The 12,152-nt window shown below is 58.3% G+C and carries 10 protein-coding genes and 2 tRNA genes; all 12 read left to right on the forward strand.

The features are described from left to right. Positions 1 to 21: 21 nt before the first annotated feature. The 12 genes from rlmE (at position 22) to truB (ending at position 12,098) form a co-directional block, all read left to right on the forward strand. Entirely contained in the window at positions 22 to 651 is a 630-nt protein-coding gene (gene rlmE, locus CPH57_RS22860; protein WP_004933533.1) for a 23S rRNA (uridine(2552)-2'-O)-methyltransferase RlmE, read from the forward strand. A 56-nt stretch (positions 652 to 707) separates the two neighbouring features. Further along, a complete protein-coding gene (gene ftsH / locus CPH57_RS22865; protein ID WP_004933529.1) occupies positions 708 to 2,639 on the forward strand; it encodes an ATP-dependent zinc metalloprotease FtsH in 1,932 nt (643 codons plus the stop codon). Between the two features lie 91 nt (positions 2,640 to 2,730). After that, a complete protein-coding gene (folP, locus tag CPH57_RS22870) occupies positions 2,731 to 3,567 on the forward strand; it encodes a dihydropteroate synthase (RefSeq protein WP_096242738.1) in 837 nt (278 codons plus the stop codon). 4 nt (positions 3,568 to 3,571) lie between these two features. Then, the gene (glmM, locus tag CPH57_RS22875; protein WP_033648671.1) at positions 3,572 to 4,909 is read left to right on the forward strand and encodes a phosphoglucosamine mutase; all 1,338 of its coding nucleotides are present in this window, start codon (positions 3,572 to 3,574) and stop codon (positions 4,907 to 4,909) included. 220 nt (positions 4,910 to 5,129) lie between these two features. Further along, the gene (gene secG / locus CPH57_RS22880; RefSeq protein ID WP_004933519.1) at positions 5,130 to 5,465 is read left to right on the forward strand and encodes a preprotein translocase subunit SecG; all 336 of its coding nucleotides are present in this window, start codon (positions 5,130 to 5,132) and stop codon (positions 5,463 to 5,465) included. A 70-nt stretch (positions 5,466 to 5,535) separates the two neighbouring features. Further along, positions 5,536 to 5,622, forward strand: a tRNA-Leu gene (locus CPH57_RS22885). A gap of 60 nt (positions 5,623 to 5,682) precedes the next feature. After that, positions 5,683 to 5,759: transfer RNA gene (locus tag CPH57_RS22890), tRNA-Met, on the forward strand. 217 nt (positions 5,760 to 5,976) lie between these two features. Then, positions 5,977 to 6,429, forward strand: a complete 453-nt coding sequence (rimP, locus tag CPH57_RS22895) for a ribosome maturation factor RimP (RefSeq protein ID WP_033644179.1) — start codon at positions 5,977 to 5,979, stop codon at positions 6,427 to 6,429. 21 nt (positions 6,430 to 6,450) lie between these two features. Then, positions 6,451 to 7,959, forward strand: coding sequence for a transcription termination factor NusA (nusA, locus tag CPH57_RS22900; RefSeq protein ID WP_004933514.1), 1,509 nt, complete (start codon positions 6,451 to 6,453; stop codon positions 7,957 to 7,959). A gap of 23 nt (positions 7,960 to 7,982) precedes the next feature. Continuing rightward, on the forward strand, positions 7,983 to 10,673 hold the full coding sequence (gene infB / locus CPH57_RS22905) for a translation initiation factor IF-2 (RefSeq protein ID WP_019453339.1): 2,691 nt from the start codon (positions 7,983 to 7,985) through the stop codon (positions 10,671 to 10,673). A gap of 70 nt (positions 10,674 to 10,743) precedes the next feature. Beyond that, on the forward strand, positions 10,744 to 11,154 hold the full coding sequence (rbfA, locus tag CPH57_RS22910; protein WP_004933508.1) for a 30S ribosome-binding factor RbfA: 411 nt from the start codon (positions 10,744 to 10,746) through the stop codon (positions 11,152 to 11,154). Further along, complete coding sequence (truB, locus tag CPH57_RS22915; RefSeq protein WP_033641660.1) at positions 11,154 to 12,098, forward strand: tRNA pseudouridine(55) synthase TruB; 945 nt, start codon at positions 11,154 to 11,156, stop codon at positions 12,096 to 12,098. The genes rbfA and truB overlap by 1 nt, the downstream gene beginning before the upstream one ends. The last annotated feature ends 54 nt before the right edge of the window (positions 12,099 to 12,152 follow it).

Genomic DNA, 12,152 nt, shown 5'->3' on the forward strand with positions numbered 1-12,152 from the left:
TTATGATAGTTGGAAAACGAGATGGCTAATAAAAAGCGTTCGGCTAGCTCCAGTCGCTGGTTACAAGAACACTTTAGCGATAAATATGTACAGCAGGCGCAGAAAAAGGGACTGCGTTCCCGTGCCTGGTTTAAACTTGATGAAATACAGCAGAGCGACAAACTGTTCAAACCGGGCATGACCGTGGTTGATCTGGGCGCCGCACCGGGCGGCTGGTCGCAGTATGTGGTCACCCAAATCGGCGGTACCGGGCGCATCATCGCCTGTGATATTTTGCCAATGGATCCTATCGTTGGCGTCGATTTCCTTCAGGGCGATTTTCGTGATGAACTGGTGCTGAAGGCACTGTTGGAACGAGTAGGCGAGAGTAAGGTTCAGGTGGTCATGTCCGATATGGCCCCGAATATGAGTGGCACCCCGGCGGTCGATATTCCAAGGTCGATGTATCTGGTGGAGTTGGCGCTGGATATGTGTCGTGATGTCCTCGCACCAGGCGGAAGTTTCCTGGTGAAGGTGTTCCAGGGAGATGGCTTTGACGAGTACCTACGGGAAATTCGCTCCCTGTTTACGAAGGTTAAGATTCGTAAGCCAGACGCTTCCCGCGCCCGTTCGCGCGAAGTGTACATTGTAGCGACAGGGCGCAAACTGTAGTACCCTAACGCTGTTTGTTAACACAGTTGTAAGATGAGGTTAATCCCTTGAGTGACATGGCGAAAAACCTAATTCTCTGGTTAGTCATCGCGGTAGTGTTGATGTCTGTATTCCAGAGCTTTGGGCCCAGCGAGTCGAATGGCCGTAGGGTGGATTACTCTACCTTCATGTCCGAACTGACCCAGGACCAGGTTCGCGAAGCGCGAATCAACGGACGTGAAATTAACGTTACCAAGAAAGACAGTAACAAATACACGACCTACATCCCTGTCAACGATCCTAAGTTGCTGGATACGTTGTTAACGAAGAATGTGAAAGTTGTCGGCGAGCCGCCTGAAGAGCCGAGCCTGCTGGCTTCTATCTTTATCTCTTGGTTCCCGATGCTGTTGCTGATCGGGGTCTGGATCTTCTTTATGCGGCAAATGCAGGGCGGCGGCGGCAAGGGCGCGATGTCCTTCGGCAAGAGCAAGGCCCGCATGCTGACGGAAGACCAGATCAAGACCACTTTCGCCGATGTCGCCGGGTGTGACGAAGCGAAAGAAGAGGTGAGCGAACTGGTGGAATACCTGCGCGAACCGAGCCGTTTCCAGAAGCTGGGCGGCAAGATCCCGAAAGGCGTGCTGATGGTTGGCCCGCCGGGGACCGGTAAAACGCTGTTGGCGAAAGCGATCGCCGGCGAAGCGAAGGTACCGTTCTTCACCATTTCCGGTTCCGACTTCGTCGAAATGTTCGTCGGCGTGGGTGCATCCCGCGTGCGCGACATGTTCGAACAAGCGAAGAAAGCCGCGCCGTGCATCATCTTCATCGATGAAATCGACGCCGTCGGTCGCCAGCGTGGCGCCGGCCTGGGTGGCGGTCACGATGAGCGCGAGCAGACCCTGAACCAGATGCTGGTTGAGATGGACGGTTTCGAAGGCAACGAGGGCATCATCGTCATCGCGGCGACCAACCGTCCGGACGTGCTTGACCCCGCGCTGCTGCGCCCGGGCCGTTTCGACCGTCAGGTCGTGGTCGGGCTGCCGGATGTGCGTGGCCGTGAGCAGATCCTGAAGGTGCACATGCGCCGCGTGCCGTTGGCGGCCGACATCGACGCCTCCGTCATTGCGCGCGGTACGCCGGGCTTCTCCGGTGCCGATCTGGCCAACCTGGTCAACGAAGCGGCGCTGTTCGCCGCCCGCGGCAACAAGCGCGTGGTGTCGATGGTGGAGTTCGAGAAAGCCAAAGACAAGATCATGATGGGTGCGGAACGCCGCTCCATGGTGATGACTGAAGCGCAGAAAGAGTCGACCGCGTATCACGAAGCGGGCCATGCCATCATTGGCCGCCTGGTTCCTGAACACGATCCGGTGCACAAGGTCACCATCATTCCTCGTGGCCGGGCGCTCGGCGTGACCTTCTTCCTGCCGGAAGGGGATGCGATCAGCGCCAGCCGTCAGAAGCTGGAGAGCCAAATCTCCACCCTGTACGGCGGTCGTCTGGCGGAAGAGATCATCTACGGGCCGGAAAAAGTCTCTACCGGTGCGTCGAACGATATCAAAGTGGCGACCTCCATCGCCCGCAACATGGTGACCCAATGGGGCTTCTCCGAGAAGCTGGGGCCGCTGCTGTATGCGGAAGAAGAGGGCGAAGTGTTCCTGGGCCGTTCCGTGGCCAAGGCGAAGCACATGTCGGATGAAACCGCGCGTATCATCGACCAGGAAGTGAAGTCGCTGATCGAACGCAACTACACGCGTGCTCGCTCGCTGCTGATGGAAAACATGGACATCCTGCACTCGATGAAGGATGCGTTGATGAAGTATGAAACCATCGATGCGCCGCAGATCGACGATCTGATGAATCGCAAAGACGTGCGTCCGCCGGCGGGCTGGGACGATGCGAACAAAGGCAACAGCTCCGACAACGGTGGAACCCCGAAAGCCCCGACGCCGGTAGATGAGCCGCGCACCCCAACGCCGGGCAACACCATGTCCGAACAGCTCGACAAGTAACAGCAGCTGTGTAATAACATCAAACCCCGGCATGCCGGGGTTTTTTTTGCCCGGCGGGCAGTGAACCAGGCAACAGTAAGGTGGACCAACCATGCAGTTAACCGTGCGCGACATGACGCTCAATCTCTCCCATCCTCAGGTGATGGGCATCCTCAACGTGACGCCGGATTCGTTTTCCGACGGCGGCCGCCACAACACCCTGAACCAGGCGCTGGTGCATGCGCACGCGCTGATTTCGGCCGGCGCCACGATGATTGATATCGGCGGCGAATCGACAAGACCGGGGGCGGCGGAAGTGAGCGAAGAGGAGGAGCTTGAGCGGGTCGTGCCGGTGGTGGAAGCGCTGGCGCAGCGTTTTGAAGTCTTTATCTCGGTCGATACCTCGAAAGCGGATGTGATCCGCGAATCGGCGCACGCCGGCGCACATTTGATCAACGACATCCGTTCGCTGCAGGAGCCGGGCGCCCTGGCGGCGGCGGCGGAAAGCGGTTTGCCGGTCTGCCTGATGCACATGCAGGGGCAGCCGCGCACCATGCAGCAGGCGCCCCACTACGACGATCTGATCGCCGACGTTCAGACGTTTTTCGAGCACCATATCCGGCGCTGTAACGAGGCGGGGATAACAAATCAGAAATTGCTGCTCGACCCAGGCTTCGGTTTCGGTAAAAATTTGGCGCACAACTATCAGCTTCTGGCCCGGTTGTCGGAATTTCATCGTTTCGGTTTGCCGCTGTTGGTCGGCATGTCGCGCAAATCGATGATTGGACAACTGCTGAACGTGCCGCCGGATCAACGGGTTATCGGCAGCGTGGCCTGCGCGGTGATCGCGGCGATGCAGGGGGCGCAGATTGTCAGAGTGCATGACGTTAAAGAAACCGTCGAGGCGATGCGTGTCGTCGAGGCAACACTTTCAGCTAAAGGACAGTAGAGACATGAGCGAGCGCAAATATTTTGGCACCGACGGCATCCGAGGCAAGGTCGGGGACAGCCCCATCACGCCGGACTTCGTGCTGAAACTGGGCTGGGCGGCCGGTAAAGTGCTGGCGCGTCACGGTTCCCGCAAGATCATCATCGGTAAGGATACGCGCATCTCCGGTTATATGCTGGAGTCCGCTCTGGAAGCCGGCCTGGCGGCCGCCGGATTATCCGCCTCCTTCACTGGGCCGATGCCTACGCCGGCGGTGGCCTACCTGACGCGCACCTTCCGCGCGGAAGCGGGCATTGTCATCTCCGCTTCGCACAACCCGTTCTATGACAACGGCATCAAGTTCTTCTCGATCGACGGCGCCAAATTGCCGGACAACGTCGAAGAGGCGATCGAAGCCGAGATGGAAAAACCGCTGACCTGCGTAGAGTCCGCCGAGCTGGGTAAAGCCAGCCGTATCATCGACGCCGCCGGCCGCTATATCGAATTCTGCAAAGGCACTTTCCCGAGCGAGCTGAGCCTGAAGGGGCTGAAAATCGTGGTTGACTGCGCCAACGGCGCGACTTATCACATCGCGCCGAGCGTGCTGCGCGAGCTGGGCGCCACGGTGATAGCCATCGGCGTTGAGCCGGACGGGATGAACATCAACGAAAAATGCGGCGCTACCGATGTGCGTCAGCTGCAGGAGCGCGTGTTGCAGGAAAAAGCGCACGTCGGCCTGGCGTTCGACGGCGACGGTGACCGCGTGATGATGGTGGATCACCTGGGCAACAAGGTGGACGGCGACCAGATCCTGTACATCATCGCCCGTGAAGGCCTGCGTCAGGGCCAGCTGCGCGGCGGCGCGGTCGGCACCCTGATGAGCAATATGGGGCTGGAGCTGGCGCTGAAACAGCTGGGCATTCCGTTCGCTCGCGCCAAAGTGGGCGACCGCTACGTGCTGGAGAAGCTGCAGGAGTTGGGCTGGCGCATCGGCGCGGAAAACTCCGGCCATGTGATCCTGCTGGACAAAACCACCACCGGCGACGGCATCGTGGCCGGGCTGCAGGTGCTGACCGCCATGGTGCGCAACCACATGAGCCTGCATGACCTGTGCAGCGGCATGAAGCTGCTGCCGCAGATCCTGGTCAACGTGCGCTTCGCCGGCGAGCACAATCCGCTGGAGTCCGACGCGGTGCGCAAAGTCACCGAGCAAGTGGAGGCCGAGCTGGCCGGCCGCGGCCGGGTGCTGCTGCGCAAATCGGGCACCGAGCCGCTGATCCGCGTGATGGTGGAAGGCGAAGACGAGCAGCAGGTGACCGCGCTGGCGCATCGCATCGCCGACGCGGTGAAATCCGCAGGTTAAAACAGACAGTTAGCCGCCGGGCTTGGCATCGCTGAGCCCGAACAGGCGATTGTTGGCGTTTTTTTCCGCAAACGCGCCGGCGGCTGCAAATTGCCCTTGCGCGGGTTGGCGGCTTTGGTTAGTATTCACACCCGCTTCAGTAGGCAGTTTATAAAAACGCCTGCTTGATGAGTGTGAAGCATTTGGCATGCGGTAAGGCCGCAAGGATACGGGTACTACTATGTACGAAGCTCTTCTGGTAATTTTCCTGCTGATCTCAATCGGGCTGGTTGCTCTGATTATGTTGCAGCAAGGTAAAGGCGCTGATATGGGAGCCTCTTTCGGAGCAGGTGCATCAGGCACATTGTTCGGTTCGAGTGGTTCCGGTAACTTTATGACCCGCATGACTGCTGTGCTGGCGACGCTGTTCTTCGTCATCAGCCTGATTCTGGGCAACCTCAGCAGCAACCAGAGCAAGAAAGGCAGCGAGTGGGAAAACCTGGGTCAGCCAGTGAAAACTGAGCAGACGACCGCGCCGGCGGCACCAGCCAAGCCGAGCAGCGATATCCCGCAGTAAGCCGTAACAAAGTTTGAAAGCGGTGGTTGTGAACTCGAAAGAACAACGGCCGTTAGCAGTAAGAATCAGTACCGAGGTGGTGGAATTGGTAGACACGCTACCTTGAGGTGGTAGTGCCCTAACGGGCTTGTGGGTTCGAGTCCCATCCTCGGTACCAAATCCCAGAGATAACTTGCAATTTTGCGATTATCGGCGTAGTATTTGCCACGTTTTCGGACGCGGGGTGGAGCAGCCTGGTAGCTCGTCGGGCTCATAACCCGAAGGTCGTCGGTTCAAATCCGGCCCCCGCAACCACTTTCCTTTAAGTGTTTATTTTCAAATACACTTTTCGATTGAAACCCGCTTTTCTCGATCAACATTTGAAAATGACACTTGCTCGAAAGTTGTACCGAGGCCGCCTAGCGGCAAACAGGGTCCAGTTGCATAAAGCCCCGATTTTTCGGGGTTTTTTGTTATTTGGCAACAGAATCACTGGGCTATTTAGCCCTTTTTTTATGTCTTGGGGGTGGGCTTGTCCACATTAGAGCAAAAGTTAACAGAGATGCTTTCGGCACCGGTAGAAGCGTTGGGCTTTGAGCTTGTAGGCATCGAATTCATTCGTGCGCGCCAATCGACGCTCCGCATCTATATTGATAGTGATAACGGCATCAATGTTGATGATTGCGCTGATGTCAGCCACCAGGTCAGCGCTGTATTGGACGTCGAAGATCCAATCACGGTCGCTTACAACTTGGAAGTCTCCTCTCCTGGCCTTGATCGCCCGATGTTCACCGCAGAACACTATACGCGTTACCTCGGTGAAGAAGTCAGCCTGGTCCTGCGCATGGCGGTACAGAACCGTCGCAAGTGGCAGGGTATTATCAAGTCTGTCGAAGGCGAGATGATCACGGTTACTGTGGAAGGGAAAGATGAAGTGTTCGCGCTGAGCAACATCCAGAAAGCGAACCTGGTACCCCACTTTTAAAGTTTGGAAGAGGCAACTAGGATGAACAAAGAGATTCTGGCTGTTGTTGAAGCAGTTTCCAATGAAAAATCCCTTCCGCGCGAGAAGATTTTCGAAGCGCTGGAAACTGCATTAGCCACCGCAACCAAGAAAAAATACGAGCAGGAAATCGACGTGCGCGTCAGCATTGACCGCAGAACCGGCGATTTCGATACCTTCCGCCGTTGGGTCGCCGTAGACGAAGTGACTCAGCCGACGCGTGAAATCACGCTGGAAGCCGCTCAGTTTGAAGATCCGAGCATCGAGCTCGGCGGATACGTCGAAGATCAGATCGAATCCGTGACCTTCGACCGCATTACCACCCAAACCGCCAAGCAGGTTATCGTGCAGAAAGTGCGCGAGGCCGAGCGTGCGATGGTGGTCGACGCTTTCCGTGAACACGAAGGTGAGATCGTCACCGGCGTGGTGAAGAAAGTGAACCGTGACAGCATCGCGCTGGATCTGGGCAACAACGCCGAAGCGGTCATTGGCCGTGAAGACATGCTGCCGCGCGAAAACTTCCGTCCGGGCGACCGCATTCGCGGCGTATTGTATGCCGTACGTCCCGAAGCTCGCGGCGCGCAGCTGTTCGTCAGCCGTTCCAGCCCGGAAATGCTGAAAGAGCTGTTCCGCATCGAAGTGCCGGAAATCGGCGAAGAAGTGATCGAGATTAAAGCGGCAGCCCGCGATCCAGGCTCCCGTGCGAAAATTGCAGTGAAAACCAACGACAAGCGCATCGATCCCGTCGGCGCCTGCGTAGGTATGCGCGGTGCGCGCGTTCAGGCCGTGTCGAGCGAGCTCGGCGGCGAACGCATCGATATCATCCTGTGGGATGATAACCCAGCGCAATTCGTCATCAACGCCATGGCGCCGGCCGACGTCGCGTCGATCGTGGTAGACGAAGATAACTGCACCATGGATATCGCCGTTGAAGCCAGCAACCTGGCGCAGGCGATCGGCCGTAACGGCCAAAACGTGCGTTTGGCTTCCCAGCTGCTGAAACAACACCGCGGCGACGATCGTTGGGAACTGAACGTGATGACGGCGGACGACCTGCAGGCCAAGCACCAGGCCGAGGCTCATGCCGCTATTGATACCTTCACCAAGTATCTTGATATCGACGAAGATTTCGCCACCGTACTGGTTGAAGAAGGCTTCTCCACGCTGGAAGAGCTGGCCTACGTGCCGATCAAAGAGCTGTTGGAAATCGACGGTCTGGATGAAGATACGGTTGAAGCATTGCGCGAACGCGCCAAAGCTGCATTGACCACGCTGGCCCTGGCACAAGAAGAAAGCCTGGGCGACAACAAACCGGCCGACGATTTGCTCAACCTGCCGGGTCTTGAGCGCAGCATGGCCTTTAAACTGGCCGCGCGTGGGGTTTGTACGCTGGAAGATCTTGCCGAGCAGGGTGTTGACGATCTGGCTGATATTGAAGGGCTTAGCGATGAGCAAGCCGGCGAGCTGATCATGGCTGCACGCAATATCTGTTGGTTTGGCGACAACGCGTAATAACTGTAGCAGGAAGGAACAGCATGACGACAGATGTAACCGTAAAATCGCTGGCAGCAGAGATTCAGACTCCGGTTGATCGCCTGGTACAGCAGTTTGCTGATGCAGGGATCAACAAGTCCGAGTCGGACTCTGTTACCCAGCAAGAAAAAGAAACATTACTGGCGCACCTGAACCGTGAACACGGCAGCGCGCCGGGTAAACTCACTTTGCAGCGCAAAACGCGCAGCACCTTGAATATCCCGAGCACCGGCGGTAAAAGTAAATCGGTGCAAATTGAGGTCCGCAAGAAACGCACTTATGTAAATCGCGATACGCAGGAAGCCCAGTTGGCTGAAGCGGCAGAGCAGGCACAGCGTGAAGCGGAAGAGCAGGCACGGCGCGAAGCGGAAGAGCTCGCAAAACGCGAAGCGGAAGCGAAGCGCGCAGCCGAAGAGCAAGCCAAACGTGAGGCCGCGGAGATTGCTAAGCGTAATTCAGCGGAAAAAGAAAAAGTGACCAATCAACATACCGACGAAATGACCAAGCCAGCTCAGGCGGAAAAAGCACGCCGTGAAGCCGAAGCCGCTGAACTGAAACGTAAAGCGGAAGAGGAAGTGCGCCGCAAGGTTGAAGAGGAAGCCAAGCGCGTGGCGGAAGAAGCCCGTCGCATGGCCGAAGAGAACGGCGAGAAGTGGGCCCAGGCCGACGCGGCTAGCGCTGCGGTTGAAAGCGCCGACTATCACGTGACCACCTCTCAGCACGCCCGTGCCGCTGAAGATGAAAACGACGCCAAAGTTGAAGGCGATCGTCGCAGCCGCACCCGCGGCGGCAAAGCCACCAAGCAGAAGAAAGGCAACAAGCTGTCCGAATCCAAAGCGGATCGCGAAGAAGCGCGTGCCGTTACCCGTGGCGGCAAAGGCGGCAAACGCAAGCCTAGCGCTCTGCAGCAGGGCTTCAACAAGCCGGCGCAGGTGGTTAACCGTGACGTGGTGATCGGTGAAACCATCACCGTGGCCGAGCTGGCCAACAAGATGGCGGTCAAAGGTTCTCAGGTCATCAAAGTGATGATGAAACTGGGCGCCATGGCCACCATCAACCAGGTTATCGACCAGGAAACCGCACAGCTGGTTGCCGAAGAGATGGGCCACAAAGTTATCCTGCGTCGTGAAAACGAGCTGGAAGAAGCGCTGATGAGCGACCGTGATACGGGCGCTGCGGCCGAGCCGCGCGCGCCGGTCGTGACCATCATGGGCCACGTTGACCACGGTAAAACCTCTCTGCTGGACTACATCCGCTCCACCAAAGTGGCGGCGGGCGAAGCCGGCGGCATTACCCAGCACATCGGTGCCTACCACGTAGAAACCGAGAACGGCATGATCACCTTCCTGGACACCCCGGGCCACGCCGCGTTTACCTCGATGCGTGCTCGCGGTGCTCAGGCGACTGACATCGTGGTTCTGGTGGTGGCGGCCGACGACGGCGTGATGCCACAAACCATCGAAGCTATCCAGCACGCGAAAGCGGCGCAGGTGCCATTGGTGGTTGCGGTGAACAAAATCGACAAACCGGAAGCCGATCCGGATCGCGTTAAGCAGGAACTGTCTCAGTACGGCGTTATGCCGGAAGAGTGGGGCGGCGAAGCGCAGTTCGTTCACGTGTCCGCGAAAGCCGGTACCGGTATCGACGAGCTGCTGCAGGCCATCCTGCTGCAGGCCGAAGTGCTGGAGCTGAAAGCGGTTCGCAGCGGCATGGCGAGCGGCGTAGTGATCGAGTCCTTCCTGGATAAAGGCCGTGGCCCGGTGGCTACCGTGCTGGTTCAGGAAGGTACGCTGAACAAGGGCGATATCGTCCTGTGCGGCTTCGAATACGGCCGCGTGCGTGCGATGCGTGACGAGCTGGGTCGTGAAGTGACCTCCGCCGGTCCGTCTATCCCTGTGGAAATCCTCGGCCTGTCCAGCGTGCCTGCAGCGGGTGACGAAGCGACCGTGGTGCGTGACGAGAAGAAAGCGCGTGAAGTGGCGCTGTACCGTCAAGGCAAGTTCCGCGAAGTCAAACTGGCGCGTCAGCAGAAGTCCAAGCTGGAAAACATGTTCGCCAACATGACCGACGGCGAAGTGTCCGAGCTGAACATCGTACTGAAATCCGACGTACAGGGTTCTTGCGAAGCGATCAGCGACTCGCTGCTGAAACTCTCCACCGACGAAGTGAAGGTGAAGATTGTCGGCTCCGGCGTAGGTGGGATCACCGAAACCGACGCGACGCTGGCTGCGGCTTCCAACGCCATCATCCTGGGCTTCAACGTGCGTGCCGACGCTTCTGCGCGCCGCGTGATCGAAGCGGAAAGCCTGGATCTGCGTTACTACTCCGTGATCTATAACCTGATCGACGAAGTGAAGCAGGCGATGAGCGGTATGCTGGCGCCGGAATACAAGCAGCAGATCATCGGCCTGGCCGAAGTGCGCGACGTGTTCAAATCGCCTAAGTTCGGCGCTATCGCCGGCTGTATGGTTACCGAAGGGACCATCAAGCGTCACAACCCAATCCGCGTACTGCGCGACAACGTGGTTATCTATGAAGGCGAGCTGGAATCCCTGCGTCGCTTCAAAGATGACGTTAACGAAGTCCGTAACGGCATGGAATGTGGTATCGGCGTTAAGAACTATAACGACGTGCGCGTCGGCGACATGATCGAAGTGTTCGAAATCATTGAGATCCAACGCACCATCGCTTAACGATTGCACATCTGCTTATATCTGTTTACGGGGGGCCTTTGTGCCCCCCGATTTGTCTGGAGAATCCAAAATGGCAAAAGAATTCAGCCGCGGTCAACGCGTGGCGCAAGAGATGCAGAAAGAGATTGCGATCATTCTGCAGCGTGAAGTGAAAGATCCGCGCGTCGGCATGGCGACCGTTTCCGGCGTGGAAGTGTCCCGCGACCTGGCGTATGCCAAGGTTTACGTCACCTTCCTGAACGTGCTGACCGAGAACCACGATCCGGATCTGGTCACCAACGGCATCAAAGCGTTGCAGGACGCTTCCGGCTATATCCGCACCCTGCTGGGCAAAGCGATGCGCCTGCGCGTGGTGCCGGAGCTGACCTTCGCTTACGACAACTCCTTGGTGGAAGGCATGCGCATGTCCAACCTGGTGACCAACGTGGTGAAGAACGACGCAGAGCGCCGTTCCGCCTCAGGCGATGACAAGGAGGATTAATGAGTCGCCCTCGTCGCCGCGGCCGTGACATCCACGGCGTGCTGTTGCTGGACAAGCCGCAGGGGTTGTCGTCCAACGATGCGCTGCAAAAAGTAAAACGTCTGTACAACGCCAACCGAGCGGGCCATACCGGCGCGCTCGATCCGTTGGCGACCGGCATGTTGCCTATCTGCCTGGGCGAAGCGACCAAGTTTTCGCAATACCTGCTCGATTCCGACAAGCGCTATCGGGTGATCGCCAAGCTGGGGCAGCGTACCGATACCTCCGACGCCGACGGGCAGATCGTGCAGGAACGCCCGGTGAACTTCACCCAGGCGCAGCTCGACGCGGCGCTGGACACCTTCCGCGGCGACATCCAGCAGGTGCCGTCGATGTATTCGGCTCTGAAATACCAGGGCAAGAAACTCTACGAGTATGCGCGCCAGGGCATCGAAGTGCCGCGCGAAGCGCGCAGCATTACGGTGTACGAGCTGCAGTTTATCCGCTGGGAAGGGGATGAACTCGAGCTGGAGATTCACTGCTCGAAAGGCACCTACATCCGCACCATCACCGACGATCTCGGCGAGCTGCTGGGCTGCGGCGCGCACGTGATCTATCTGCGCCGCCTGCAGGTGGCGACTTATCCCATCGCGCGCATGGTGACGCTGGAACAGCTGAACGCCTTGGTGGCGCAGGCGCAGGAACAAGCGATCGCGCCCGGTGAGCTGCTCGATCCGCTGCTGATGCCGATGGACAGCCCGGTTGAGAACTATCCGGAAGTGAATTTGCTGCCGGTGGTGGCGGGTTACGTCAAGCAGGGGCAACCGGTGCAAGTGGCCGGCGCGCCGGCATCCGGCCTGGTGCGCATCACCGAGGGTGAAGAGCGGAAATTCATCGGCGTTGGCGACATCGCCGAGGATGGTCGCGTGGCGCCGCGCCGCCTGGTGGTCGAGCATTTCGACTGACGGCGGGGCACTGCGTCGCCTTGCGATCGCACTGCGCTAAGAGTAGAATGGCGC

This window comes from Serratia sp. JKS000199 (assembly GCF_900215455.1).
GTDB lineage: Bacteria > Pseudomonadota > Gammaproteobacteria > Enterobacterales > Enterobacteriaceae > Serratia > Serratia ureilytica.